The organism is Burkholderia sp. LMU1-1-1.1 (assembly GCF_040675865.1).
Taxonomy (GTDB): Bacteria; Pseudomonadota; Gammaproteobacteria; order Burkholderiales; family Burkholderiaceae_D; genus Rugamonas.
In genome coordinates, this window is the sequence record NZ_JBEGHG010000007.1 from 18,049 (window position 1) to 42,225 (window position 24,177).

A 24,177-nucleotide genomic window follows, 5' to 3' on the forward strand; every position below is an offset into this window, starting at 1 on the left:
TGCAATCGTCATGGTCCGGCCGCCTTTTCAAGTTCGCGCACCAGCCTGGCGACGCGATCCGACAGTTTTTCGGTACTGAGCTTTTCGCGGAAGCGCTCGACCATCAGCGCGAAGCCGAACGGCGTCGCCCGCTTGGTTACATGATAACTGACTTGACGCGCTTGCAACGCCTCTAATGTGGCACGCAGGCGGTTCAATTCCAGTTCCTGCTCGAGCACCTCGCGCTGGGCCTGGGTGAGTAGCAGATTGCCAGCGTCGTGCTGGGTGAACACCGCGTAGAACAGCGACGACGACGCCTGCAACTGGCGCGCGCTTTTGGGCTGTCCGGGATAGCCCTGGAACACCAGCCCGGCGATGCGGGCGATCTCGCGGAAACGCCGCTGCGACAACTCGGTCGCGTTCAGGCTGGCCAGCACATCCTCCAGCAGATGCTCGGTGCTGAACAGGCCGACCTGGGCGCCGATGCCACCCTCGGGGCCGATCAGCGCTGCCCAGTCGATCTCCTGCGGCGCCAGCAGCTCGAAGCCGTAATCGTTGACGGCGATCGAAAACGTCGCCGGCGTCATCCGGCCGACCCGCCACGCCAGTAACGACGCCAGCCCGATGTGCACCGAGCGTCCGGCGAACGGGAACATGAACAGGTGGCGGCCCTCGCGGCTGTGCATGCTCTCGACGACGGTGGTGTGCGGCGTAGGCAGCGCCGACCAGCGCCGCTGGATCTCCAGCAGCGGCTTGATCGCCTCCATCTCCGGTCCCTCGTAACGGTCCAGCGTGGCAAGGCGCAGCTGCTCCAGCGCCGCGTGCGCCAGCTCCGACGACATCGGCATCTTGCCGCCCTGCCAGCGCGGCACCGCGCCCTTCTTGGCGCCGGTGGCGCGCCGCACGTAGGCGGTCATCTCGTGCAGGCGGACGAATTCCAGGATGCGCCCGCCGAACAGGAAATGGTCGCCCTTGCGCAGGCGCGAAATGAACGATTCCTCGACACTGCCGATGCGCCCGCCGGTGAGGAACTTGACCTGCAGCGAACTGTCGGAAACGATGGTGCCGATGCCCATGCGGTGGCGCCGTCCGAGCGCCGCGTCGGGCACGCGGTAGACGCCGTCCTCGTCCGGCAGCACGCGCCGGTATTCCGGATACACGGCCAGGGTCTGGCCGCCGCGCGCGACGAAGTCCAGCGCCCACTGCCACTCCTCCGGGCCCAGATTCCGGTACGACCAGGCGGTGCGCACCTCCGCATACAGTTCCTCGGAGCGGAACCCGCCGCCCAGCGCCATCGTCACCAGGTGCTGCACCAGCACGTCGAGCGGCTTGTCGGGCACCGGGCGCGCCTCGATGTCGCGCGCCGCCACCGCCTGCCGCGCGCCTGCCGCCTCCAGCAGCTCCATGCTTTGGGTCGGCACCAGCGTCAGGCGCGAGACACGGCCCGGCGCGTGGCCGCTGCGCCCGGCCCGCTGCAGCAGCCGCGCGATGCCCTTGGCGCTGCCGATCTGCAGCACGCGTTCGACCGGCAGGAAGTCCACGCCCAGGTCCAGGCTGGAGGTGCACACGACCGCCTTCAACCGGCCTTGTTTCAGCCCCTGCTCGACCCAGTCGCGCACCTCCTTGTCGAGCGAGCCGTGGTGCAGCGCGATCAGCCCGGCCCAGTCGGGGCGCGCTTCCAGCATGTGCTGATACCACAGCTCCGCCTGCGAACGCGTGTTGGTGAACACCAAGGTGGTCGCGTGCTTGTCGATTTCCGCGATCACCGGTCCCAGCATCTGGATGCCCAGGTGGCCGCCCCACGGAAAGCGCGACGGGTTGGCCGGAATCAGGGTGTCGACCTGGATCTCCTTGGCCACGTGGCCTTCGACGGTGACGCCGTCCGGCATCAAGGCCTGCCTGGCCTGCTCCAGGTTGCCGAGCGTGGCCGACAGCCCCCACACCAGCAGCGCCGGATTCCACATGCGCAGGCGCGCCAGCGCCAGCTGCGTCTGCACGCCGCGCTTGTTGCCCATCAGCTCGTGCCATTCGTCGATGATGATCATATCGAGCTGGGCGAACTGGGTGGCCGCCTCCGCCTTGCTCAGCAGCAGGGTCAGGCTTTCGGGCGTGGTGATCAGCGTGTCGGGCAGCTTCTTGTTTTGCCGCGCGCGTTGCGCCGAGCTGGTGTCGCCGGTGCGCGCCTCGACTTGCCACGCGGGCGCGAGCGCCTCGGCCGACTCCTGCAAGGCGCGCAGGGTGTCGGCGGCCAGCGCCCGCATCGGCGTGATCCACAACACCTTGAGTCCCGCCTTGGCGCGACCCGGCTTTTCGATGGCCGCCCGCTGCAGCGCGGCGAACCACACCGCGTAGGTCTTGCCGGCGCCGGTGCTGGCGTGCAGCAGCCCCGAGCGGCCGGCCGCCGCGGCAGCCCATACCTCGCGCTGGAACGGGAAGACGCTCCAGCCGCGCGCGGCGAACCAGGCCTCGGCCGGGGTGGTTGGAATGGCCGGCGACGCGGCGGCTTTCAGCTTCGCTTGCGCGGGGCCGCCCCGGGCGCTCATGATGTCGCCAGCAGGCTTTTCAGCGTATCGAGCGTGTCGGCCTCGTCGATCGATTTGTCGTCGCGCTGGCGCAGGATGCGGGGGAAGCGCACCGCGATGCCGGACTTGTGGCGCGGCGAGCTGGCGATGCCCTCGAAGCCGATCTCGAACACCATGCTGGGCGTGACACTGCGCACCGGCCCGAATTTCTCCACCGTGGTCTTGCGGATGGCCTGGTCGACCTTGGCGATCTCGGCGTCGGTCAGGCCCGAGTAGGCCTTGGCGAACGGCACCAGCTTGCGCTCGCCGCCGTCGCCGTCCTGTTCCCACACGGCGAAGGTGTAGTCGGTGTACAGCGACGCCCGCCGTCCATGGCCGCTCTGCGCGTAGATCAGCACCGCATCGACGCTGTACGGATCGATCTTCCACTTCCACCAGGTGCCGACGTTCTTGGTGCGCCCGACGCCGTACTTGGCGTCGACCGCCTTGAGCATCATGCCCTCGACGCCGCGCTCGCGCGACTCCTCGCGGATTTGCGCCAGGTGCTCCCAGCTGTCGGCGGCGATCAGCGGCGACAGGCGCAGCTGCGGCGCCGCCTGCTGCGCACGCAGCATGCTCACCAATTGTTCGAGCATGCGCCGCCGCTCCGACTGCGGCAGCTCGCGCAGGTCGCGTCCGTCCATCTCCAACAGGTCGTAGGCCACCAGCACGGCCGGCAGTTCGCCCAGCAGGCGCGCCGACACCTGCTTGCGGCCCATGCGCTTTTGCAGGTCGGCGAACGGCGCCGGCGCGTTGCCGCCATGCCAGATCAAAATCTCGCCGTCGATCACCACGCCATCCGGCAGACGCAGCGCGGCCAGCTCCGGGAAGCGCTCGGTGATCAAATCCTCGCCGCGCGACCACAGCCAGTTCTGGCCATCGCGGCTGACCAGTTGCGCGCGCATGCCGTCGTATTTCCATTCGACCTGCCAGTCCGACAGCGCGCCCAGCGAGGCCGGTTCGCGGTCCAGCAGCGCGTGCGCCAGGAAGAAGGGATACGGCTGGCCGCCGCGCTGCGCGTGCTCCTCCGGCGTGTGGGCGGCGATCAGTTGCAGGAAGCCGGCCGGCGTCGGGCTGACGCTGCCGTCGGTCCAGCCCATCAGGCGCTGCGCCACCAGCTTGCTGTCGAGGTTGGCGATGGCGCTGAGCGCGCGCGTCACCAACAGCCGCGACACGCCGACGCGGAAGCCGCCACCGATCAGCTTGGTCAGCAGGAAGCGTTCGCGCGTGTCGAGCTGGTCCCAGTACAGCAGCAGCGCCGAACGCACGGCCTCCGGCGCGGCGCCGCGCAGGGGCGCGATGCCCAGCTCGATCCAGTCGGCCAGGCCGATGTCGCTCGGCTGGCTGGGCGGCGGCAGGATATGGGCGATGGTCTCGGCCAGGTCGCCGACCGCGTGGTAGCACTCGTCGAACAGCCAGTCGTCCAGCCCCGAGTATTCGATGGCGAACTGGCGCAGCAGCTTGGTCGGCACCGCCTGGCGCGGCTTGCCGCCGGCCAGGAAGTACACGGCCCAGGCGGCATCCTGCGGCGCCGCGCTGCTGAAGTAGGCTTGCAGCGCCGCCAGCTTGCGGCTGGTGGACGTGGTCTCGTCGAGTTCCGCGTAAAGACGGGCGAAATCACGCATCGGCGACTCCTTCCGTCTCGGTGGAGTGCGCGTTCGCGGCGGCCGCTGTGGCCGCCGGGTCCGCCGCGACGCCGGCGGCCGCAACTTCGTCGGCCTCGTCGTCGCCGTATTCGGTGTCGAAGCCGCTGGCCTGCAGGCCCTGCTGCTGCAACCAGCGCACCAGCACCGGGATCGAACCGTGGGTGACGATCACGCGCTCGGCGCCGGTGGCCGAGATCGCCTGCATCAATCCCGGCCAATCGGCGTGGTCGGACAGCACGAAGCCGCGATCGACGCCGCGCCGGCGGCGCGCGCCGCGCAGCTGCATCCAGCCGCTGGCGAACGCGTCGCTGAAGTCGCCGAAGCGCTTGATCCATGGCGAACCGGCGGCCGACGGCGGCGCGATGACCATGGCACGGCCGATGGCCTGCTTGTCGACCTCGCCCACCATGACGGTCGGCGGCAGCCACACGCCGTCGTCGCGGTAGACCTGGTTCAAGGTCTGCACGGCGCCGTGGCAGATGATGGGCCCGACCTCAGGGTCCAGCCCGCTCAGGATGCGCTGCGCCTTGCCGAAGCTGTAGCACTGCATGACGCTGGCGCGGCCCTGCTCGGCGTTGGACCGCCACCAGTCGTTGATGTCGTCGTACACTTCCTGCTGCGGCTGCCATTGGTAGATCGGCAGGCCGAAGGTCGATTCGGTGATGAAGGTATCGCAGCGCACCGGCTCGAACGGCGTGCAGGTGCTGTCCGCCTCGACCTTGTAGTCGCCGGACGCCACCCACACCTGTCCCTGGTACTCCATCCGCACCTGTGCCGAACCGAGCACGTGACCGGCCGGGTGCAGCGAGATCGTCACGCCGTTGTGCACCACCCGCTCGCCGTAGGCCAGCCCCTCGATATTGATCGGACCCAGGCGCGACTTGACCACGTTCACACCGGTCTCGGCCGTCAGATAGTGCCGATGGCCGCCCCGGGCGTGATCGCCGTGGGCGTGCGTGATCACGGCCCGTTCCACCGGCCGCCAGGGGTCGATGTAGAACTGGCCGGGCACGCAGTACAGGCCTTCCTTGCGGACGACCACCAGATCGGATGCGGCGGATGCTGCGGAGACGGGTGCGGACATGGGCAGCTTTCAAAAGACGATGACCGATTCTGTCGCCGTCATATGCCTCCGTCTGTCAGGCAGCGCACCTTCATCAGGGATCGATGAACTCCGCCATGAAGCTGATGTTGTCGTCCTCCTGGCCGCTGAGGACGACATGTTCGTCGCCTATCATCAGCATGGCGGCGAGGTCGAGGCCTCTTACAGTTGGGCTTGGCTGTGCAGGCCCGCCCTCGCTGCCGGTGTGTTGTTGCTGCTGTTCTTGCTTGTCATTATTTTTTGGCTTGCCCTGACGCTGTGAGTCGGCGTTCTTTTTTCTGGTCGACATAGATTTTCCGTTTGGATTGGTAAAAGACGCGTCCGTGGAAGTCGTGACGCACTGCGACAAGGGTAGCCTGCATGGCGGGCGCACGCCATCGGAGACTGCCTACATTTGTCGTAGGAGGGACGTGGCCCCCGTCAGGCGTTCACGCCCTTCATGCCGGAACCCTTGCCGCTGCGCGTCCGGCCGGCTTGGGCTACCATAGCGGCCAGGACGAAGCCCACCCGCGCTTCGCGGCCCCTCAATCGACACAATTGATTACCAAAATATCATGACTTTTACCCTCAGCGACACCGCCTATAGCACCGACACCCCGGAAGCCAAGCTCGCCATGTTCGACGACCTGCGCTCACAACTGACGGGCCTGGTACACGGCGAGAGCGACTTGATCGCCAACACCGCCAACTTCAGCTCGCTGGTGTTCAACAGCATGCCGGGCTTGAACTGGGCCGGGTTCTACTTCCTCAAGGGCGACGAGCTGGTGCTCGGACCGTTCCAGGGCAAGCCCGCCTGCATCCGTATCAAGAAGGGGCGCGGGGTGTGCGGCACCACGGTGGTGGAGGGTAAATCGATCGTCGTGCCGGACGTGCATGCGTTCCCGGGCCATATCGCCTGCGACGTCAACTCGCGTTCGGAGCTGGTGGTGCCGGTGCGCGGCGCCAACGGCGAGATCGTCGGCGTGTTCGATCTGGACAGTCCGCTGCCGAACCGCTTCGACCAGACCGATGCCGACGGGATCGAGGCGCTGGTGAAGGTGCTGGAGGCGACGCTGGTGGATGCATAATCCGGCGTCATGGGCGCTGTAACAACCTCGGAAACACGTAGGGCGGATTAGCGCAGCGTAATCCGCCATGGTTGAGTCGCCGGCGGCCCATGCATTGGTGGATTACGGCGTTCCGCCTAATCCCCCCTACGTGTCTCCGTGGCGACTCACGCGCAACTGGCCGGCGCGGGCCAGCAATAGCGTCCGCTCGCGCTCGTTCTGCGTCAATTGCGCGGCGCGCTCCAGCTCCGCCCTGGCCTCGTCGTTGCGCCCCAGCTTGGCCAGGAAATCCCCGCGCACACTCGGCAACAGGTGGTAATTCTTCAGCGCCGCCACATCGAGCAAGCCGTCCACCACCTCCAGCCCCGCCTCCGGCCCGAACGCCATCGACACCGCCACCGCCCGGTTGAGTTCGACCACCGGCGACGGCGCCAGCTGCGACAACGCGTCGTACAGTGCGGCGATCCGCCCCCAGTCGGTCTCCGACGCCAGCCGCGCCCGCGCATGGCAGGCGGCGATCGCGGCCTGCACGCCATACGGCCCCAGCCCGCGCCCCGTGCGCTCCGCACGCGCCAGCGCCGACAAGCCTCGCCGTATCAACAACTGATCCCAGCGCGACCTGTCCTGCTCCAGCAGCAGTATCGGCTCGCCACCCGGGCCCAACCGTGCGCGGGCGCGCGACGACTGGATCTCCATCAGCGCGACCAGCCCGTGCACCTCCGGCTCCTGTGGCGCCAGCTCGGCCAGGATGCGTCCCAGCCGCAGCGCCTCCTCGCACAACGCCGGCCGCATCCAGTCGGCGCCGGCGCTGGCCGAATAGCCCTCGTTATAGATCAGATAGACCACCTGCAGCACCGACGCCAGCCGCTCGACCAGCTCGTGCGCGCGCGGTGCCTCGAACGGCACCTTCGCCTCGGCCAGCGTGCGCTTGGCGCGCACGATGCGCTGCGCCACCGTCGATTCCGGCACCAGGAAGGCGCGGGCGATCTCCTCGGTGCTCAGCCCGCCCAGCAGCCGCAACGTCAGCGCCACCCGGCCATCGGTCGGCAGCACCGGATGGCAGGCCACGAACACCAGCCGCAGCAGATCGTCGCCGATGTCGTTTTCCAGCGCGTCGGCCACCGCCGCCTCCAGGTCCGGCGCGGCATCCTGCAACATGCCCTCGATTTCGTAGCTGAGCGCCGCCTCCTTTTCCTGGTGCAGCTGGCGCCGCCGCAGCACGTCCAGCGCGCGGTTCCTGGCGACGGTGGTCAGCCAGGCGGCCGGCTGCTCGGGCACGCCGGTTTCGGGCCAGCGCTCCAGCGCCTGCACCAGCGCGTCCTGCGCCAGCTCCTCGGCCTGGCCGACATCGCGCAGCATGCGCGCCAGCACGGCGATGATCTTGGCGGATTCCATCCGCCACACCGCCTCGACGATCCGGGCGACGTCAGAGGCCACGGTTCTTCTTGCCGAAGGCGCCGCGCAGGCCGGCCTCCAGCAGTTCGGCGCGCAGGCGCTCCTCGGCCGCGCGCATCTCGGGGGTGAATTCCCGGTGCTCGATGCGTTCGCACGCCTCGCGTATCTCCAGGGTCAGGTCGCCCCGGTGCGGATACGGATAGGCCTTGGCCCAGGCGATGGCCTCCTCGCGCGTGGCGGCCTGCACCATCCAGTAGCCGGCGATCAGCTCCTTCACCTCGGTGAACGGGCCGTCGACCACCGTGGTCTTCGAATTGGCGAAATGCACGCGCGCGCCGGTGGCCGTGCCGCGCAGGCCGGCGCCGGCCAGCAGCACGCGTTCGCGCACGGCCGCCTCGTTGGTCTCGTTCATGCGGTCGATGACCTCCGGCGGCGGCATCAGGTCGGCCTCCGCCTCGACGTCCGAGCGCAGCAACACCACATAGCGCTTGAGCGCGACGTCGCGTTGCGGCATGTTGCCCAGCACCGTGCCGCGCTCGTCGATGCTGTGGCAACCGCCGGCGCAGCCGGGATCGCGGATTTCATAGACCGCGCCGCTGTCGAACAGGGGCCACCAGCGCACCTGCTCGATGACGTCCTCGCGCGAGGCCGCCTCGACCAAGGTGAAGCCGGCCACCAGCTCCTTCGGCGAAAACGGGCCGACGCTTTGCAACCATTCGCCGTCGCGGCGCGTCAAGCGCACCGCCTCGGTGCTGGGACGCAGGAAAACGCCCGGCTCCAAAGCGGGGGGCTGCTCGCCCCGCTCGGTGCTCTGGTTGGCGCGGCGCAGTACCATGAATTCCATTCCTTGCTCCTGAAAAAGATTTAACGCGGATGTTTAGCACTAAGGTAGCAGCTTCACAAGCGTGCGCGCAAGGACTCTTCCCGCGCCACGATCTCGGGCGTGGCGGCGTCGCCGAAATCCTCCAGCTCGAACACCTGGCGGATCTCGATCTCGGACGGACCGTCGGACGGATTCGGACAGCGCTTCATCCATTCGATGGCCTCCTCCTTCGACTTCACCTGGATCAGCCAGAAGCCGGCGACCAGCTGCCGGATCTCGGGGAACGGGCCGTCGATCACGGTGCGCTGGCTGCCCTCGTAGCGGATGCGCGCGCCCTTGGCGCTGGGCTGCAGCCCTTCGCCGGCCAGCAGCACGCCGGCGTTGACCAGTTCCTCGTTGAACTTGCCCATGGCCGTCAGCAACTCGGTGCCCGGCATCTTGCCCGCCTCCGAGTCCTCGGTGGCTTTGACGATGATCATGAATCTCATGATTGCGGCCCGCATTCGGGGTTCATCGATTGCATCGCCTGGTTCATCTCTTCGGGCGTCATGTCCTTGACATGGGTGGCGATCGACCAGTTGTGGCCGAACGGATCGACGACCTGGCCGTAGCGGTCGCCCCAGAACTGGTTCTCCAGCGGCATGCGCACGGTGGCGCCGGCGGCGACCGCCTGCGCGAACACCCGGTCCACGTCCGGCACGTAGACGTGCATGGTCACGGGACTGCCGTTGAGTTTTTTGGGGCCGACGCTGCCATAGTCGGGAAACTCGTCGACCAGCATCACGGTCGAGTCGCCGATGCGCACGCTGGCGTGCATGATCTTGCCGTCCGGCGTCTGCATGCGGGCAGTTTCGACCGCGTCGAAGGATTTTTTATAAAATTCGATGGCGTCGGCCGCGCCGTCGCACACCAGGTGCGGGGTGACCGTGTGCATGTCGCGGGGGACGGGTTCTACTGGTGCAGTCATGGTGATCTCCTAAGTGTGGTTGAACCGAGTGAGACATCCCACTCTACCTCCACGACGAAGCAGCACAAACCAAATCGACAGATTTTCTTAAATATTTTGAGTTTTTTCAAACGACAGGTAAAAAACCGTGCGCGCGCCCGGGATGCTGTCCACGCGGATTTTACCGCCGTGCAATTCCATGATGGCGCGCACGATCGATAGGCCCAGTCCCGCCGAGTGCGCGTGGTCCGAGCGGGCCGGGTCGGCCCGGTAGTAACGGTCGAAGATGTGCGGCAAGTGTTCGGCGGCGATGCCGGGGCCGGTGTTGCTGACGGCCAATTCCACGCCGTCGGCCGTTGCGCGCGCCGACAAGGCCACCTCGCCGCCGGCCGGCGTGTGGCGGATCGCGTTCGACACCAGGTTGCCCACCGCGCGCTGCAACAGCACCGGGTCGACCTCGGCCCGCAGCGGCGGCGACTCGACCGTCAGCCGCACGCCGACATCGTCGGCCAGGATTTCGAAATAATCATGGATGCGTTGCAGCTCGGCGCGCAGGTCGACCGCTTCGCGCCGCAGGCCCAACTGCGCGTTGTCGACCCGCGCAAGGAACAGCGTGTTTTCGATCATGCGCGCCAGCCGCTCGTACTCCTCGGAGTTGGAGGCCAGCAGCGCCTGGTACTCCTGCACCGTGCGCGGGCGCGACAGCGCCACCTGGGTCTCCATCATCAAGGTGTTGACCGGCGTGCGCAGGTCGTGCGCGAGGTCGGCGGCAAAGCCGGACAGGCGCTGCACGCCATCCTCCAGCCGGTCGAGCATGGCGTTGAAGGCCTGGCCCATCTCGCGCAACTCGACCGGCGCGTCCTCGACCGACAGGCGGGTGTTGAGGCGGCTGGTGTTGATGTCGTTGGCCTTGCCGATGACCGAGCGCAGCCGCCGCATGCTGTGGCGCACGATGGCGTAGCCGAGCAAGGCGGCCAGCGTCGCGCCCACGCACAGGGCGACGAACAGGTCGACCGCGTAATTACGCATGAGGCGCAGCCGGTCCGAGCGCTCGCGCGCCAAGGTGATCTGCACCGGCTGGCCGTCCGCGCCCACCAGCCCGACCGCGCTGACCATGCGGCCGGTGCCCATGGCCGGCGTCCAGTCGTGCACGTCGGCCAGGGTCAGCGCCCGCTGTGGCGGCACGCGCTCGACCTGCGGCAGCGGCCGCGAAGTCAGCGAGGTGCGCAGCAAGGGCGCGCCGTCCGGACCTTTGACGCTGAGCATGAAATCATCGTGCCCGAACAGCGCATCGGTCAGCGGCCGGGGATTTTCCACGATCGCCCGCGGCGACGGCAGCTCGGCCAGGATGCGGCGTATCTGCGCCACCTTGGCGATCAACTCGATATCGTCGCGCCGGGCCATCTGGCTGGCCAACGTCTGGTACAGGTAGGCGCCGACCGCCAGGAAGGTCGCCACCGCCACCGCCGACAGCAGCAGAGCCACCCGCAAGGTCAGGGACAGCGGACGCGGCCTGCGCGCTTTCGGCGCGGGCGCGGCGCGCGCCGCCCGCGCCACCGTCACGCGCGCTCCTCGACCAGATAGCCGATGCCACGCACCGTCTGGATCAGCTTGAGCGGATACGGGTCGTCGATCTTGGCGCGCAGCCGGCGGATCGCGACATCGACGACGTTGGTGTCGGAATCGAAGTTCATGTCCCACACCATCGACGCGATCTGCGTGCGCGACAGCACCTCGCCCTGGCGCTTGGCCAGCAGGTGCAGCAGCGCGAACTCCTTGGCCGTCAGCTCGATGCGCTGGGCCTGGCGCGTGACGCGGCGGCGCAGCACGTCGATCTCCAGGTCGGCCACGCGCACCACGTCGGCCTCGCGCACCGGCCCGCGCCGCATCAGGGTCTTGATGCGGGCCAGCAGCTCGGCGAAGGCGAACGGCTTGACCAGATAGTCGTCGGCGCCCAGCTCCAGCCCCTTGACCCGGTCGGCCACGTCGTCGCGCGCGGTCAGGAACAGCACCGGCGTGTGCTTGCGCTCGCGCAGCTTGCCCAGCACCGCCCAGCCGTCCATTTGCGGCAGCATCACGTCCAGCACGATCAGGTCGTAGTCGTGTTCCAGCGCCAGCGCCAGGCCGTCGACGCCGTTGCGCGCCAGGTCCGCCACGTAGCCCGATTCGCGCAAGCCCTTGACCAGGTAATCGCCCGCCTTGGGCTCGTCTTCCACCACCAGTATTTTCATGACGCCCATTGTCCGATGTTCGAAGGCGGATTTGGATTACAAATCCGTCATTTACAGCACTTAACAAGGATACATCATGCGGGACCGCTCACAACACCGCCGGCGCCGCCAGCGGCGCCTCGCGCATGGCGTCGGCGATCGTTTGCAGTGCGTGGCGCAGCTGCTCCTGGCTGGCGAGGCCGCCGATGCACACGCGCACCGCCTGCGGCGGCTGACCGCCGCCATCGACCGCGAAGGCGTCGCTGGGCACCACGCCGATGCCGGTGGCGCGCAGGTGGGCGGTGAACGCCAGCCGGTCCCACTGCGGCGGCAGGCGTATCCACAAATGGAACGCCTCCGGCTGCGAGGCGTAGCTGCCGGCCGGCAGGATGCGCGCGGCCAGCCGCTGGCGCGCCATCGACTCCTTGCGAATCGCATTCAATGCCAGGTCGGCGGTGCCGTCGCGCACCCAGCGCGTCGCCAGCGCGGCCGTGAACGGCGACGCCATCACCGCCGTCGCCCGCAGCGCCGCCGCCAGCCGCGCGGTGTCCGCCACGTCGGGTGCGACAACGTAGGCCAGCCGCAGGCCGGCGCCGATGCACTTGGCCAGTCCGGCCACGTAAAAGGTGATGTCGGCGCCGATGGCGGCGATCGGCGCGGCGCCGTCGCGCGGCAGGAAACCGTAGGCGTCGTCCTCGATGAGCGGCACCTTGTAGTGGCGCGCCACCTGCACGATGGCTTGGCGCCGCTGCGGCGACATCGTCAACGTGGTCGGGTTGAGCAAGGTCGGATTGCAGTACAACGCCTGCGGCGCGTACTGCGCGCAGGCGGCGGCGAAGGCCAGCGCGTCGATGCCCTCGCCGTCCATCGGCAAGCCGACCAAGCGCAGGTTGAGCAGGCCGGCCAGCGCGCGCAGGCCGGGATAGGTCAGCGCCTCGCAGCACACCACCGAGCCGGGCGGCGCGACGGTGCTGAGGATGGCCAGCAGCGCCGCCTGCGCGCCCGGCGCCACCAGCAGCCGCTCGGGTTCCACCGACAGGCCGCGCCGCCGCAGCCACAAGGCGCCGGCTTCGCGGTCCGACGCCGAGCCGCCGAAGTCCTGGTAGCGCAACAGCGCCTGCATGGCGGCCGGCGATTCGCCCAGCGACGCCACGCCGGCGCGCATCAGCGCCGACAACTCCGGCGTGAGCGCCTCCGGCGGCATGTTCATCGACAAGTCGACGTTGGGCCGCCCCGCCACCGCCCGCGGGATCGCCATCGCCCGGCGGCCGCAGACGAAGGTGCCGCGCCCCACCGTCGAATCGACCAGGCCGCGCTTGTGCGCCTCGCCGTAAGCGCGTGCCACGGTGGTGAAGTCGATGCCCAAGGCGTCGGCAAGTTGGCGCTGCGGCGGCAAGCGCTGCTCGGGCGCGAGCCGGCCGGTGGCGATGTCGGCGGCGATGGCGTCGGCGATCACCTTGTATACCGGTCCCTGGCCTTTTTTCAGTTTCGGCAGCCACGCGGCGGCGGATTTGGGCATCGCGGTTTCTCCATTCAATTCAAACTTGACGGGCCGATTGCATGCATTATCCGTGCCGGCCGAAACCGACCGGAAAGCGGGGAAAGCGCGGTGCCGGCGCACCATCGGCGCGCACCGCGCCCCATCGCGGCGCAGGTCCGTTCTGGATCTTTCCCCGTAGATACAGGCGATTGACTGCACGACTTGAATGGAGCGGCGGCCGCGGCCTGAAAACCGGCGCGCCGTCCGCAGAATGGCGCCCAGGCCGAAAACCCGGATTGACTGGATTTCCATCCCTGCAAACAGCCCCTCAATGCGGCCGCCCTGGCACGCCGGATGCATTCAAAGGGGCTATCGCGGCGCAGTCAATCCGAACGCCCGGTGCTCCCTACAACTCCATTGAAGGAACCAACGCCATGCCAGCCATCGACCACAAAGCCCACGTCAAGGGCGACTATTTTGTTGACTACGAAGAGAAGGTATTCGAGGACGTCAAAGCCCGTCCGGGCGAAAAGGCGCTGGTCACCTTCCACACCGTCGCCTTCGAGGGTTCGATCGGTTTCGTCAACCTGCTGCAGGCCACCCGCCTGCAGCGCAAAGGCTACGAGACCACGGTGCTGCTGTACGGCCCGGGCGTGACACTGGGATTGCAGCGCGGCTTTCCCACGCTGGGCGACGAGGCCTTCCCCGGCCACCTGAACCAGAACAACCAGCTGGTCAAGTTCATGGCCGAAGGCGGCAAGGTCTACGCCTGCCGCTTCGCGCTGCAGGCGCTGTACGGCCACGGCGAGCCGTCGCTGATCGAAGGCATCCGCGCTATCGCCCCGCAGGACGTGCTGGACCTGAAGCTGCTGCACCTGCGCGACAACGCGGTGATCATCGACACCTGGACGCTGTAAGCGGAAAGGAGGCGGACCTATGACAACGACCAGGAAGACGGTGCGGGCGGCGGCGGTGCAGATCGCGCCGGACCTGACCAGCGCCGGCGGCACGCTGGCGCGCGTGCTCGAAGCGATCGCCGAAGCGGCGGCCAACGGCGCCGAGATGGTGGTCTTTCCCGAGACCTTCGTGCCCTACTACCCCTACTTTTCGTTCGTGCGTCCGCCTTTCGCCGCCGGCGCCGAACATCTGCTGCTGTACGAGCGCGCGGTGGCGGTGCCGGGGCCCGTCACCGACGCCGTCGCCGCCGCCGCGCGCGGCCACGGCGTGGTGGTGGTGCTGGGCGTGAACGAGCGCGATCACGGCAGCCTGTATAACACCCAGCTGGTGTTCGACGCCGACGGCGCGCTGGTGCTCAAGCGGCGCAAGATCACGCCGACCTACCACGAGCGCATGATCTGGGGCCAGGGCGACGCCAGCGGCCTCAAAGTGGTGGAGACGGCCGTCGGCCGGGTCGGCGCGCTGGCCTGCTGGGAGCACTACAACCCGCTGGCGCGCTACGCGCTGATGGCGCAGCACGAGCAAATCCACTGCGCGCAGTTCCCCGGCTCGATGGTGGGACAGGTGTTCGCCGACCAGATGGAGGTGACGATCCGCCACCACGCGCTCGAATCGGGCTGCTTCGTCATCAACGCCACCGGCTGGCTGACCGAGGAGCAGATCGCCACCATCACCACCGACCCGGCGCAGCAGAAGGCGCTGCGCGGCGGCTGCTGCACCACCATCGTCTCGCCCGAGGGCGTGCTGCTGGCCGAACCGCTGCGCAGCGGCGAAGGCATCGTCATCGCGGACCTCGACATGGCGCTGATCACCAAGCGCAAACGGATGATGGATTCGGTCGGCCACTACGCCCGGCCCGAGCTGCTTAACCTGGTGATCGACGACCGCGCCAAGCCCGCGCTGCGTTCTGCGCACCCGCTCCCCGGCGACGGCGAGCCCGTGGAGCAGGCGGCATGAGCGCCATCACCTCCCCCGACCAGCGGCTGATCACCGAGCTGCAATCGCTGGGCATGCGCCTGAGCGATCCGGGCGACGGCGCCCCCAGCCGGCGCGGCGGCGCCGGCCCGTCGGACCACAAGGCGGTCACCGTCGACGGCCTGACGGTGATGGTCCCGGTGCACACCGGCGGCGCCTTCCACTCGCCCTACCTGGCCGCGCCGGCGGGCCCGGACGGGCGCAGCGCCATCCTGCGCGACGGCCGCGCCGTGGGCATGATCTCGTTCCCGCGCCAGCCGCGCTTCTACAAGATGCAAACGCTCGACGGCGTACCGTACCGGCAGATCGCCACCCTGCACGGCAAGGACGTGCTGGCGACCACGGTGCTGCAAAGCTGCATCCGCTACGGGAGCCGGCGCAAGTCGTGCCAGTTCTGCGCCATCGGCCAGTCGCTGGCGGCCGGCCGCACCATCCTGCGCAAGACGCCGGAACAACTGGCCGAGGTGGCGCGGGCGGCGGTGCTGCTCGACGGCGTGCGCCACATGGTCATGACCACCGGCACGCCCAACGCCACCGACCGTGGCGCCGCCATCCTGTGCGAGAGCGCCTTCGCCGTCAAGTCGGCGGTGGCGCTGCCGCTCCAGGGCCAGTGCGAGCCGCCCGACGACAACGCCTGGTTCGCCCGCATGCGCGACGCCGGCATCGACACGCTCGGCATGCACCTGGAGGCGGTCACGCCCGAAGTGCGCGCGCGCATCATGCCGGGCAAGGCCGGCGTGCCGCTGGAGCGCTACTTCGACGCCTTCGCGCGCGCGGTCGAGGTGTTCGGCCACGGCCAGGTCAGTACCTACATCCTGGCCGGCCTGGGCGACACGCCCGAGGCCATCCTGCGCTGCTGCGAACAGCTGATCGCCATCGGCGTCTATCCGTTCGTGGTGCCTTTCGTGCCGATCGCCGGCACGCCGCTGGAAGACCATCCGGCGCCGTCGCCCGACTTCATGCGCGCGCTGCTCGCGCCGCTGGGAGAAATGCTCGGCGCCGGCGGCCTGCGTTCTTCCGACATCAAGGCCGGCTGCGGGCGTTGCGGCGCCTGCTCCTCGTTGTCCACCTTTGAAAGGAATCCGTCATGAACACCGCCTTGCTGGTCCGCCCTGCCCCAACCGCTCCGGCCGGGCCGACCGTGCGCATCAAACTCGCCACCAGCGACGCCGAGCGGCAAGCCGCCCTGCGCCTGCGCCACACCGTCTTCTGCGGGGAACAAGGCCTGTTCGACGGCGACGACATCGACGACATCGACGCCACGGCGCTGACGCTGGTGGCGATCGCCGGCGCCGGCGAAGTGGCCGGCACGGTGCGCATCCATCATGCCGCCGGCGGCGTGTGGTGGGGCTCGCGCCTGGCCGTGGCGCGCCCGGCGCGGCGCCAGGCCGCCGTCGGCAGCGGCTTGATACGGCTGGCCGTCGGCAGCGCGCGCGCCCTGGGCTGCACCACCTTTCTGGCCCACGTGCAGGAGCAAAATGTGGCGATGTTCGAACAGCTGCACTGGCGCAGCCTCGGGCCGCTGGAGCTGCATGGCCGCGTCCACCACCTGATGCGGGCCGACCTGGGCTTCTACCCGCCGATCGCCGACGGCGCCAGCGGCTTCCTGTGCGCCCGGGGCGCGCCATGAGCGCGGCCGAGATCGAACTGGCGCACATCGTGCGCACGCTGCGCGCCTCCTCCGGCATCGCCCACAAGGGCGATATCGCGCAGGTGGTGCGCGCGCTGGCGACGCCCGGGGACGGCGCGGCGCGCGGCGGCGCCTGGGCCGCGCCGGTCGGCGACGACTGCGCCGCCATCCCGTGCGACGGCGGCGGCTATCTGCTGCTGGCGATCGAAGGCTTCGTCAACGAGTTCGTCGCCCGCGAGCCGTGGTTCGCCGGCTACTGCGGCGTGATGGTCAACGTCAGCGACATCTACGCCATGGGCGGACGGCCGCTGGCCGTCGTCGACGCGCTGTGGAGCCGCGACGGCGACGCCGCGCTGCCGCTATTGCAAGGCATGGCGGCGGCCGCCGAAACCTACCGGGTCCCCATCGTCGGCGGCCACAGCAACCGGCGCAGCGACCGCGAACAGCTGTCGGTGGCGATCACCGGGCGCGCCAACCGGCTGCTCACCAGCTTTGACGCCCTGCCCGGGCAAAACCTGGTGGTGGCGTTCGACTTCCGGGGCGCCTACCACGAGCCCTACGACTACTGGAACGCCAGCGTCGGCGCGCCGCCGGAACGCCTGCGCGCCGACCTCGAACTGCTGCCGGCGATCGCCGAGGACGGCCTGTGCGCGGCGGCCAAGGACATCAGCATGGCCGGCGTGGCCGGCACCGCGCTGATGCTGCTCGAATGCTCCGGCATCGGCGCCACCATCGACCTGGCCGCGCTTCCCCGTCCGGACGGCGTGCCGCTGGCGCGCTGGCTGGCGACCTTCCCCAGCTACGGCTTCATCCTCAGCGTCGACGACGCCCATGTCGACGCGGTGGCGGCGCGTTTCCGCAGCCGCGAACTGGCCTGCGCCGTCATCGGCCGCACCGACGCCGGCCGCAAGCTGCAACTGACGTTGGGCGGCCAGGCCCGCGCCACGCTGTGGGACTTCAACCAACAGGCGCTGATCGGCTGCGCCCCCGCCAAGGAGACAGACCATGCCTGAAGTGCGCTTCACCGTGCGCTGGCCCGACGACAGCGTCAGCCAGTGCTATTCCCCGTCGACGGTCGTCCATGAGTATCTGCGCGCCGGCGAACGCTACCCGCTGGCCGATTTCATGGCGCGCAGCCGCACCGCGCTGACCCTGGCCAGCGAGCGGGTGCGCCTGAAATACGGCTACGCCTGCTCCTCGGCCATGGACCAGCTGGCGCGGCTCGAGGCCAGCGCCGGCCGCTTCGAGGCCGATCCCGGCGCCGCCGTCACCGTCGAGACGCTGCCGCGCTGAGCGCGCCCGCGATCCAACCATCCCCTTCATCCACGCGAGTATCCATCATGTCCAGCCACACCACCCATCCCTACCACGAGGTCCTGATCATCGGCGGCGGCCAGGCCGGCCTGTCGCTCAGCTACCTGCTCAAGCAGCGCGGCGTGCCGCACCTGATCCTGGAAAAGCACCGGCTCGGCCACGCCTGGCGCAGCGAGCGCTGGGACAGCTTTTGCCTGGTCACGCCGAACTGGCAATGCGCGCTGCCCGGCTTTCCGTACCGGGGCGACGATCCGGACGGCTTCATGGTCAAGCAGCAGATCGTCGACTACATCGACGGCTACATCGCCGCGTTCGCGCCGCCGGCGCGCGAAGGCGTGACCGTCACCGCCGTGCGCGCCGTGGCGCCGGAAAATGGCGGCGGCTACGAGGTCGCCACCGACGCTGGCCTCTTTCGCGCCGGCCAGGTGGTGGTGGCGGTGGGCGGCTACCACACACCGATCCTGCCGGCCGACGCCGCGCAATTGCCCGCGAATGTCGCGCAGCTGCATTCTTCGGACTATGTGAACCCCGGGCGGCTGCCGGACGGCGAGGTGCTGGTGGTCGGCACCGGCCAGTCGGGCTGCCAGATCGCCGAGGACCTGCACCTGGCCGGGCGCAAGGTGCACCTGTGCGTGGGCGACGCGCCGCGCGTGGCGCGCCGCTACCGTGGCAAGGATGTCGTCAAATGGCTCGATGAAATGGCGTACTACGACCTGCCGGTCGAGCGCCACCCGCTCGGCGCCGGGGTGCGCGACAAGACCAACCACTACGTCACCGGGCGCGATGGCGGGCGCGATATCGACCTGCGCAAGTTCGCGCTGGAAGGCATGGCGCTGTATGGCCGCTACCAGGGCCTGCGCGGCGGCGTGGCGCATTTCGGCGACGACCTGCGCGCCAACCTCGATGGCGCCGACGCCGTCTACCGCAAGATCAACGACAGCATCGACCGCCATATCGAGGCACACGGCATCGCCGCGCCGGCGCAGGCGCCATACGAGCCGCTGTGGCAGCCGGCCGCCGACGCCCCGGCGACGCTGGACCTGGCGCGGGTCGCCGCCGTTGTCTGGTGCATCGGCTTCCGCACCGATTTCGGCTGGATCGACGCCGACATCTTCGACCGGCGCGGCTATCCGAGGCACGAGCGCGGCGTCACCGAGGCAGCCGGCCTGTACTTCCTTGGCCTGCCGTGGCAGTACACCTGGGGCTCGGGACGCTTCTCCGGCGTCGGCCGCGACGCCGAACATCTGGCCGCGCACATCGCCGCCAGGATGGATGCCGGCATCGACGCCGCCACGCACGCCGCGCCAGCCAGCGCGCTGGCCTAGCGCGCCAGCAGCACGCCGTCGAGCCCCGGCGTGGCCGCGAACAGCGCGGCGACGTGGTCGATGAAAACGGCCGCGCGCAGCGGCAGCAGGCGCGCCGCCGAGTAGACCGCGTTGACGGGCGTGAGCGCGGGGGCGTGCCCGGCCAGCACGGCGACCAGCGCCCCCGTCCGCAGGTGATCGGCCACCATCCACATCGGCAGGTAGCCGATGCCGATGCCGTCGAGCGCCGCGCGCCGCACGCCTTCCAGGCTGTTGACCCGCAGCCGCCCGCGCACGTCGACCTCGCCATCGCTGAACCGCCACGCGCCGCCGCCCCCGAGCAGCGTGTAGACGATGCACTGGTGCCGCGCCAGGTCGGCCGTCGCCGCCGGCGCGCCGTGCCGGGCCACATAGCCGGCGCTGGCGACGCACAAGCGCTCCGAGCTGCCCACGCGCCGGGCGCGCAGCGCACTGTCCTTGAGCTCGCCGCCCCGGATGGCCACGTCGACGCCCTCGGCCACCAGATCGACATAGGCGTCGCCCATGCGCAATTCCAGCTCGATGTCGGGATAGCGTTCCAGGAAGGCCGGCAAGGTGTCGGTGATGATTTCCGTGCCCAGCGCCGGCGAGCAGGCCACGCGCAGCAAGCCGCGCGGATTGTGCTGCCCCAGCACGTCGGCCTCCGCCTGGGCGATCAGGTCGAGCGCCTGCCGCGCCTGCGCGTAATAGCGCTGCCCCTCTGGGGTGACCGCCAGCTGGCGCGTTGAACGGTGCAGCAGCAGCGCGCCCAGGTCCGCCTCCAGCGCGGCGATATGGCGGCTGACGTTGGGCTGTCCGATGGCGAGCTCGCGGGCGACGGCCGAAAAGCTGCCGGTCTCGACCACACGCACAAAACAGCGCATCCACAGCAATTTATTCATTTGGACCAGAACTAAAATTAATTTATGCAATTAAAGCATAAATTATATGCGCCGCGCCTGTCTTATCGCGGACCTGTTTCGGCCGCACACTGTGTTCATGGTCTTCCGGACCCCACCCATCGCAAAGGAAACATCATGTCCAAGAAACTCGAAGCAAAAGTAGCCGTCGTCACCGGCGGCACCAGCGGCATCGGCCTGGCCATCGCCAAACGTTTCGCCGCCGAGGGCGCGCGCGTCTACATCACCGGGCGCCGCCAGCCGGAACTCGACGCCGCCGTCGAGGCGATCGGCGCGGCCGCCGTCGGCACGCGGGTCGATTCGGCCGACCCGTCGCAACTGCGGGCGCTGTTCGAGCGCGTCAAGGCGGAACACGGCAAGCTCGATGTGTTGGTGACCAACGCCGGCGGCGGCTCGATGCTGCCGCTGGGCCAGATCACCGAGGAACACTTCGACGACACCTTCAACCGCAACGTCAAAGGCACCCTGTTCACGGTGCAGGCGGCGCTGCCGCTGCTGGGCGAGGGCGCGTCGGTGATACTGACCGGCTCGACCGCCGGCAGCGTCGGCACCGAGGCGTTCAGCGTCTACGCCGCGTCGAAGGCGGCGGTGCGCTCGTTCGCGCGCAACTGGATCCTCGACCTGAAGGGACGCGGCATCCGGGTCAACACCATCAGCCCCGGTCCGATCAAGACCCCCGGCCTGGTGGAGCTGGCCGGGCCGGACGCCGCCCAACAACAAGGCCTGCTCGACCACCTCGCCGCGCAGGTTCCAATGGGCCGCGTCGGCGAACCCGACGAAATCGCCAAGGCGGCGGTGTTCCTGGCCTCGGACGACGCCAGCTTCGTCAACGGCATCGAGCTGTTCGTCGACGGCGGCCTGGCGCAAATCTAGTCAGCCATCGAGCGGCCGCGGCTCGCCCAGCATGAAACCCTGGGCGTAGTCGACGCCGATCTCGGTGAGCTTGGCCAGCGTGTCCGGGTCGTTGACGAACTCGGCGATGGTGCGGCGCCCCATGATGTGGCTGATGTCGTTGGTGAAACGCACCATCTCGAAGTCCACCGTGCTGCTGGTCATCATCTGGATGAACGAGCCGTCGATCTTGACGTAATTGACCGGCAACTGCTTCAGGTAGGCGAACGACGCCATGCCGGTGCCGAAATCGTCGAGCGCGAAGCGGCACCCCAGCCGTTGCAGCGCCAGCACGAACGACAACGTGTTCGGCAGGTTGGCGAACGCGCCGGTCTCGGTGATCTCGAAGCACAGTTTATGGGCCGGCACCGCCACCGCCTGGATGCGTGCGACCGCGTACTGTTGAAAACCCGGATCGGCCAGCGCCCGCTGCGACAGGTTGATGGTGCACAGCTCGAGCCGGGCGACATGCCCGGGATGGCCCTCCAGCCAGGCCAGGCTGCGGTCCAGCACCCAGCGGTCGACCTCCTGCATGATGTCGTAGCGCTCGGCCGCCGGCAGGAAGCTGGTCGGTCCCACCGGTCCGGCGCCGCCGTCCTTCATGCGCAACAGGATCTCGTAGTGCAGCCCGCCGCTGCCGCTGGCGCCGAGCGCGCGGATCGGCTGGTGGTACAGCTGCAGCTCGTCGTTGCGGAAGGCGTCGCCGAGCCGCTTGACCCAGTACATGTCGTTGCGCCGCTGCGCGATCTCGGCGCCGCCCCGCTGTTGCAGGAACACCCGGTTGCGGCCGCCCTCCTTGGCGATGTAGCAGGCGTGGTCGGCCTGGCGCAGCGCCTCCTCCATCGTCGTGGTGCCGCCGTCGAGCGGCGTCAGGCCGATGCTCACGCCCAGCCGGAACACCTGGTTGTTGCAGAGGTAGCGGAAGTTGCGCGTGGTCTCGAGCAGCTTGTTGGCCACCACCTTGGCCTCCTCCATCGTGCAGTGTTCGACGATCAGCGCGAACTCGTCGCCGCCGATGCGCGCCAGCGTGTCGCGCTCGCGCACGTGGGCGCCGTAGGCCACCGACAGCTGGCGCAGCAGGTCGTCGCCGGCCGCGTGGCCGCAAGTGTCGTTGACGATCTTGAACTGGTCCAGGTCCAGGTACAGCAGCGCGCTGTTGCTGGCGCCGGGCTGGCCGGTGCGGTCGAGCGCGCGCTGCAAGCGCACGCCGAACTCGCGCCGGTTCACCAGCCCGGTCAGCACGTCGTGGCTGGCCTGGTAGCTCAGGTGCTTGAGCAGCCCGCGCGACTCGGTGACGTCGTTGAGCACCAGCACCGCGCCGCAGGTGCGGTTGTCCGACAGTTGCAGGGGCGCGGCCGCGTATTCGATCGTGTGCCGGCTGCCGTTGCGCGACAACAGCACCGCCGGCGCGGCCGGCGCCACCGGCCGGTTCTCGTGCATGCAGCGCTGCACGGGATCGGTGACGCGCGCCGCGCCTGGCGCGGACGGCGGCGCGCGCGCGGGACCGGCCGCCTCGGCCGCCTCGGCCGCCGGCTCCTCGTCCAGTTGCAGCACCTGGTCGAGCGGCAGCCCGAGCGCCTGGCGCTGGCTCCAGCCGGTCAGCCGTTCGGCGGCCGTGTTCATGCTGTCGATACAGCCGTCCAGGCCGGTGGTGATGACGCCGTTGCTAATCGCCCGCAAGGTCACTTCGGCGCGCTCCTTTTCCGCCCGCAGCGATTCCTGCATCCGCTTCAGGTCGTCGATGTCGTGGACCACGGCGACGGCCATGCGGAGGTCGTCGCCGTCGGCCTGCACCGGCGTGGCGCCGACGCGGAAGCAACGCGGCGCGGCGCCGGGCGGATGGAACACCAGCTCGCGCGCCGGCACCGGCTGTCCGGTGATGATCGCCTGGGCCAGCGGAAATTCGTGCGCCGGCAGGCGCCGCCCGTCCGGATCGCGGACGTCGGTGCGGGCGTAGTCGTGATAGCTGGACGTGTCGTCGAGCGTGGCGCCGAAGATGCGCCTGGCCTTGAGGTTTTGATACAGCAGCTTGCCCGAGGGCACCTCCGCCACGAGCACGCCGGACGGCATCTGGTCGAGGACGGCGCGAAAACGCTGGCGTACCAGTTGCAGTTCATTCAGCAGGCGCTCGCGCTCCTCGGCCAGCAGGCGCATGTCGTGGGTGTCGACGCACACGCCGCTCAGTTCGCCCTGGCCCTCGATATCGCGCCGCCAGTCGGCGCGCACGAAGAACCAGCGGCAGTCGCCGTCCTGGCGGCACAATCGCACCTCCAGGGCCAGCGGCTGCGCCGGCATGGACGTCATCATGGTGCGCAACCTGGCGCACACGGCCGGCACGTCCTGCGGATCGACCAGGGTGCGCCAGTCGCTGGCGTCGGGCGCGGCGCCGCCGGCGTCGTAGCCGAGCAATTGCTTCAGCTCGGGGGACAACGCCAGCCGGCGGCTGGCGGCGTCCCACTTCCACGTGCCGGCGTTGGCCGCCGTCATGATGCGGCGGTTCTCCTCCTTGTCGTCGAGGCACTGCTCCAGCATCTTGTGCCGCGTCAGGTCGATCGTGAGCTTGGAAAAGCCGACCAGTTGGCCGCGCTCGTCGCGCAGCCCGGTCAGGGCGATACGCGCCCAGAACAGGCTGCCGTCCTTTTTCCTGCGCCATGTTTCCTCGCGATAAAAACCGTGATTGGCCGCCTCGCACAAATTGTGGTCGGCCCAGCCGCGCGCGTTGTCCTCGTCACAGTACAGCAGCGACAGGTGCCGGCCGATCGCCTCGTCGGCGCGGTAGCCCTTCATGGTCTCGGCCGCGTGGCTCCAGCTGGTGATGACGCCGCGCGCGTCCATCAGGAAGATGGCGCATTCCTTGATCTCCTCCGCCATCAGGCGGAACATCTCCGCCGCCTGGTGCGGCAACGGCATCGACATTGTGGAAGACGGCGGCATGGCTGCCCGGCCGAATCGGCGCGGATCGACAAAAGTTAACGACTAT

Annotated in this window: 22 protein-coding genes; 9 read left to right on the forward strand and 13 right to left on the reverse strand. The window is 69.0% G+C overall.

Annotation, left to right across the window (positions count from 1 at the left end; translation table 11 throughout):
• Positions 1-8 precede the first annotated feature (8 nt).
• The 4 genes from MRBLMU1_RS07905 to MRBLMU1_RS07920 form a co-directional block, all read right to left on the reverse strand.
• Positions 9-2,522 carry a ligase-associated DNA damage response DEXH box helicase gene (locus MRBLMU1_RS07905; RefSeq protein ID WP_363499469.1) on the reverse strand — a complete coding sequence of 838 codons (2,514 nt, stop codon included), beginning with the start codon at positions 2,520-2,522 and terminating at the stop codon, positions 9-11.
• Positions 2,519-4,165, reverse strand: coding sequence for an ATP-dependent DNA ligase (locus MRBLMU1_RS07910; RefSeq protein ID WP_363499471.1), 1,647 nt, complete (start codon positions 4,163-4,165; stop codon positions 2,519-2,521). Before MRBLMU1_RS07910 ends, MRBLMU1_RS07905 begins: the two co-directional genes overlap by 4 nt.
• Complete coding sequence (locus tag MRBLMU1_RS07915; protein WP_363499473.1) at positions 4,158-5,270, reverse strand: ligase-associated DNA damage response exonuclease; 1,113 nt, start codon at positions 5,268-5,270, stop codon at positions 4,158-4,160. Before MRBLMU1_RS07915 ends, MRBLMU1_RS07910 begins: the two co-directional genes overlap by 8 nt.
• A 73-nt stretch (positions 5,271-5,343) precedes the next feature.
• Positions 5,344-5,577: a hypothetical protein gene (locus tag MRBLMU1_RS07920; protein WP_363499475.1), complete on the reverse strand. Its 234-nt coding sequence runs from the start codon at positions 5,575-5,577 to the stop codon at positions 5,344-5,346.
• 265 nt (positions 5,578-5,842) lie between these two features.
• Here MRBLMU1_RS07920 and MRBLMU1_RS07925 point away from each other — a divergent pair, with 265 nt between their 5' ends.
• On the forward strand, positions 5,843-6,355 hold the full coding sequence (locus MRBLMU1_RS07925; protein WP_363499477.1) for a GAF domain-containing protein: 513 nt from the start codon (positions 5,843-5,845) through the stop codon (positions 6,353-6,355).
• Between the two features lie 126 nt (positions 6,356-6,481).
• Here MRBLMU1_RS07925 and MRBLMU1_RS07930 read toward each other — a convergent pair whose 3' ends face one another.
• The 7 genes from MRBLMU1_RS07930 to MRBLMU1_RS07960 all read right to left on the reverse strand — a co-directional run bounded on the left by MRBLMU1_RS07930 (position 6,482) and on the right by MRBLMU1_RS07960 (position 13,227).
• A complete protein-coding gene (locus MRBLMU1_RS07930) occupies positions 6,482-7,729 on the reverse strand; it encodes an RNA polymerase sigma factor (protein ID WP_363499778.1) in 1,248 nt (415 codons plus the stop codon).
• A 31-nt stretch (positions 7,730-7,760) separates the two neighbouring features.
• Positions 7,761-8,573 (reverse strand): YciI family protein, encoded by an 813-nt coding sequence (locus MRBLMU1_RS07935; RefSeq protein WP_363499479.1) that lies wholly within the window; start codon positions 8,571-8,573, stop codon positions 7,761-7,763.
• Positions 8,574-8,626: 53 nt separating this feature from the next.
• A complete protein-coding gene (locus MRBLMU1_RS07940; protein ID WP_363499481.1) occupies positions 8,627-9,040 on the reverse strand; it encodes a YciI family protein in 414 nt (137 codons plus the stop codon).
• Positions 9,037-9,519, reverse strand: a complete 483-nt coding sequence (locus tag MRBLMU1_RS07945) for a VOC family protein (RefSeq protein ID WP_363499483.1) — start codon at positions 9,517-9,519, stop codon at positions 9,037-9,039. The genes MRBLMU1_RS07940 and MRBLMU1_RS07945 overlap by 4 nt, the downstream gene beginning before the upstream one ends.
• 87 nt (positions 9,520-9,606) lie before the next feature.
• Positions 9,607-11,061: a heavy metal sensor histidine kinase gene (locus MRBLMU1_RS07950; RefSeq protein WP_363499485.1), complete on the reverse strand. Its 1,455-nt coding sequence runs from the start codon at positions 11,059-11,061 to the stop codon at positions 9,607-9,609.
• Positions 11,058-11,729, reverse strand: a complete 672-nt coding sequence (locus tag MRBLMU1_RS07955) for a heavy metal response regulator transcription factor (RefSeq protein WP_363499487.1) — start codon at positions 11,727-11,729, stop codon at positions 11,058-11,060. The genes MRBLMU1_RS07950 and MRBLMU1_RS07955 overlap by 4 nt, the downstream gene beginning before the upstream one ends.
• Positions 11,730-11,817: 88 nt before the next feature.
• Positions 11,818-13,227 (reverse strand): PLP-dependent aminotransferase family protein, encoded by a 1,410-nt coding sequence (locus MRBLMU1_RS07960; protein WP_363499489.1) that lies wholly within the window; start codon positions 13,225-13,227, stop codon positions 11,818-11,820.
• A 395-nt stretch (positions 13,228-13,622) separates the two neighbouring features.
• Between MRBLMU1_RS07960 and MRBLMU1_RS07965 the strand changes: the two genes are divergently transcribed.
• From MRBLMU1_RS07965 to MRBLMU1_RS07995, 7 genes are read left to right on the forward strand one after another with little or no spacing between them, the layout of a single operon-like run.
• On the forward strand, positions 13,623-14,105 hold the full coding sequence (locus MRBLMU1_RS07965; protein WP_363499491.1) for an MSMEG_0572/Sll0783 family nitrogen starvation response protein: 483 nt from the start codon (positions 13,623-13,625) through the stop codon (positions 14,103-14,105).
• A 19-nt stretch (positions 14,106-14,124) separates the two neighbouring features.
• Positions 14,125-15,102 (forward strand): Nit6803 family nitrilase, encoded by a 978-nt coding sequence (locus tag MRBLMU1_RS07970; RefSeq protein WP_363499493.1) that lies wholly within the window; start codon positions 14,125-14,127, stop codon positions 15,100-15,102.
• Complete coding sequence (locus MRBLMU1_RS07975; protein WP_363499495.1) at positions 15,099-16,211, forward strand: MSMEG_0568 family radical SAM protein; 1,113 nt, start codon at positions 15,099-15,101, stop codon at positions 16,209-16,211. The genes MRBLMU1_RS07970 and MRBLMU1_RS07975 overlap by 4 nt, the downstream gene beginning before the upstream one ends.
• Complete coding sequence (locus tag MRBLMU1_RS07980; RefSeq protein ID WP_363499497.1) at positions 16,208-16,750, forward strand: MSMEG_0567/Sll0786 family nitrogen starvation N-acetyltransferase; 543 nt, start codon at positions 16,208-16,210, stop codon at positions 16,748-16,750. Before MRBLMU1_RS07975 ends, MRBLMU1_RS07980 begins: the two co-directional genes overlap by 4 nt.
• A complete protein-coding gene (locus MRBLMU1_RS07985) occupies positions 16,747-17,763 on the forward strand; it encodes a sll0787 family AIR synthase-like protein (RefSeq protein ID WP_363499499.1) in 1,017 nt (338 codons plus the stop codon). Before MRBLMU1_RS07980 ends, MRBLMU1_RS07985 begins: the two co-directional genes overlap by 4 nt.
• Complete coding sequence (locus MRBLMU1_RS07990; RefSeq protein ID WP_363499501.1) at positions 17,756-18,043, forward strand: MSMEG_0570 family nitrogen starvation response protein; 288 nt, start codon at positions 17,756-17,758, stop codon at positions 18,041-18,043. The genes MRBLMU1_RS07985 and MRBLMU1_RS07990 overlap by 8 nt, the downstream gene beginning before the upstream one ends.
• A 47-nt stretch (positions 18,044-18,090) precedes the next feature.
• Positions 18,091-19,389 carry an MSMEG_0569 family flavin-dependent oxidoreductase gene (locus tag MRBLMU1_RS07995; RefSeq protein WP_363499503.1) on the forward strand — a complete coding sequence of 433 codons (1,299 nt, stop codon included), beginning with the start codon at positions 18,091-18,093 and terminating at the stop codon, positions 19,387-19,389.
• Here the strand turns inward: MRBLMU1_RS07995 and MRBLMU1_RS08000 are convergent.
• Complete coding sequence (locus MRBLMU1_RS08000) at positions 19,386-20,288, reverse strand: LysR family transcriptional regulator (RefSeq protein WP_363499505.1); 903 nt, start codon at positions 20,286-20,288, stop codon at positions 19,386-19,388. The two genes, MRBLMU1_RS07995 and MRBLMU1_RS08000, sit on opposite strands and share 4 nt — an antisense overlap.
• Before the next feature lie 135 nt (positions 20,289-20,423).
• On the opposite strand from MRBLMU1_RS08000, the gene MRBLMU1_RS08005 reads away from it, so the two are divergent.
• Complete coding sequence (locus MRBLMU1_RS08005; protein WP_363499507.1) at positions 20,424-21,179, forward strand: SDR family NAD(P)-dependent oxidoreductase; 756 nt, start codon at positions 20,424-20,426, stop codon at positions 21,177-21,179.
• Here MRBLMU1_RS08005 and MRBLMU1_RS08010 read toward each other — a convergent pair whose 3' ends face one another.
• A complete protein-coding gene (locus tag MRBLMU1_RS08010; protein WP_363499509.1) occupies positions 21,180-24,131 on the reverse strand; it encodes an EAL domain-containing protein in 2,952 nt (983 codons plus the stop codon).
• Positions 24,132-24,177: the final 46 nt, after the last annotated feature.

What these genes read in the sequence shown, in the direction of transcription:
- MRBLMU1_RS07905 (WP_363499469.1), bottom strand. Translation starts at nt 2,522, where the DNA reads ATGAGCGCCCGGGGCGGCCCCGCGCAAGCGAAGCTGAAAGCCGCCGCG.
- MRBLMU1_RS07910 (WP_363499471.1), bottom strand. Translation starts at nt 4,165, where the DNA reads ATGCGTGATTTCGCCCGTCTTTACGCGGAACTCGACGAGACCACGTCC.
- MRBLMU1_RS07915 (WP_363499473.1), bottom strand. Translation starts at nt 5,270, where the DNA reads ATGTCCGCACCCGTCTCCGCAGCATCCGCCGCATCCGATCTGGTGGTC.
- MRBLMU1_RS07920 (WP_363499475.1), bottom strand. Translation starts at nt 5,577, where the DNA reads ATGTCGACCAGAAAAAAGAACGCCGACTCACAGCGTCAGGGCAAGCCA.
- MRBLMU1_RS07925 (WP_363499477.1), top strand. Translation starts at nt 5,843, where the DNA reads ATGACTTTTACCCTCAGCGACACCGCCTATAGCACCGACACCCCGGAA.
- MRBLMU1_RS07930 (WP_363499778.1), bottom strand. Translation starts at nt 7,729, where the DNA reads ATGGAATCCGCCAAGATCATCGCCGTGCTGGCGCGCATGCTGCGCGAT.
- MRBLMU1_RS07935 (WP_363499479.1), bottom strand. Translation starts at nt 8,573, where the DNA reads ATGGAATTCATGGTACTGCGCCGCGCCAACCAGAGCACCGAGCGGGGC.
- MRBLMU1_RS07940 (WP_363499481.1), bottom strand. Translation starts at nt 9,040, where the DNA reads ATGAGATTCATGATCATCGTCAAAGCCACCGAGGACTCGGAGGCGGGC.
- MRBLMU1_RS07945 (WP_363499483.1), bottom strand. Translation starts at nt 9,519, where the DNA reads ATGACTGCACCAGTAGAACCCGTCCCCCGCGACATGCACACGGTCACC.
- MRBLMU1_RS07955 (WP_363499487.1), bottom strand. Translation starts at nt 11,729, where the DNA reads ATGAAAATACTGGTGGTGGAAGACGAGCCCAAGGCGGGCGATTACCTG.
- MRBLMU1_RS07960 (WP_363499489.1), bottom strand. Translation starts at nt 13,227, where the DNA reads ATGCCCAAATCCGCCGCCGCGTGGCTGCCGAAACTGAAAAAAGGCCAG.
- MRBLMU1_RS07965 (WP_363499491.1), top strand. Translation starts at nt 13,623, where the DNA reads ATGCCAGCCATCGACCACAAAGCCCACGTCAAGGGCGACTATTTTGTT.
- MRBLMU1_RS07970 (WP_363499493.1), top strand. Translation starts at nt 14,125, where the DNA reads ATGACAACGACCAGGAAGACGGTGCGGGCGGCGGCGGTGCAGATCGCG.
- MRBLMU1_RS07975 (WP_363499495.1), top strand. Translation starts at nt 15,099, where the DNA reads ATGAGCGCCATCACCTCCCCCGACCAGCGGCTGATCACCGAGCTGCAA.
- MRBLMU1_RS07980 (WP_363499497.1), top strand. Translation starts at nt 16,208, where the DNA reads ATGAACACCGCCTTGCTGGTCCGCCCTGCCCCAACCGCTCCGGCCGGG.
- MRBLMU1_RS07985 (WP_363499499.1), top strand. Translation starts at nt 16,747, where the DNA reads ATGAGCGCGGCCGAGATCGAACTGGCGCACATCGTGCGCACGCTGCGC.
- MRBLMU1_RS07990 (WP_363499501.1), top strand. Translation starts at nt 17,756, where the DNA reads ATGCCTGAAGTGCGCTTCACCGTGCGCTGGCCCGACGACAGCGTCAGC.
- MRBLMU1_RS07995 (WP_363499503.1), top strand. Translation starts at nt 18,091, where the DNA reads ATGTCCAGCCACACCACCCATCCCTACCACGAGGTCCTGATCATCGGC.
- MRBLMU1_RS08000 (WP_363499505.1), bottom strand. Translation starts at nt 20,288, where the DNA reads ATGAATAAATTGCTGTGGATGCGCTGTTTTGTGCGTGTGGTCGAGACC.
- MRBLMU1_RS08005 (WP_363499507.1), top strand. Translation starts at nt 20,424, where the DNA reads ATGTCCAAGAAACTCGAAGCAAAAGTAGCCGTCGTCACCGGCGGCACC.
- MRBLMU1_RS08010 (WP_363499509.1), bottom strand. Translation starts at nt 24,131, where the DNA reads ATGCCGCCGTCTTCCACAATGTCGATGCCGTTGCCGCACCAGGCGGCG.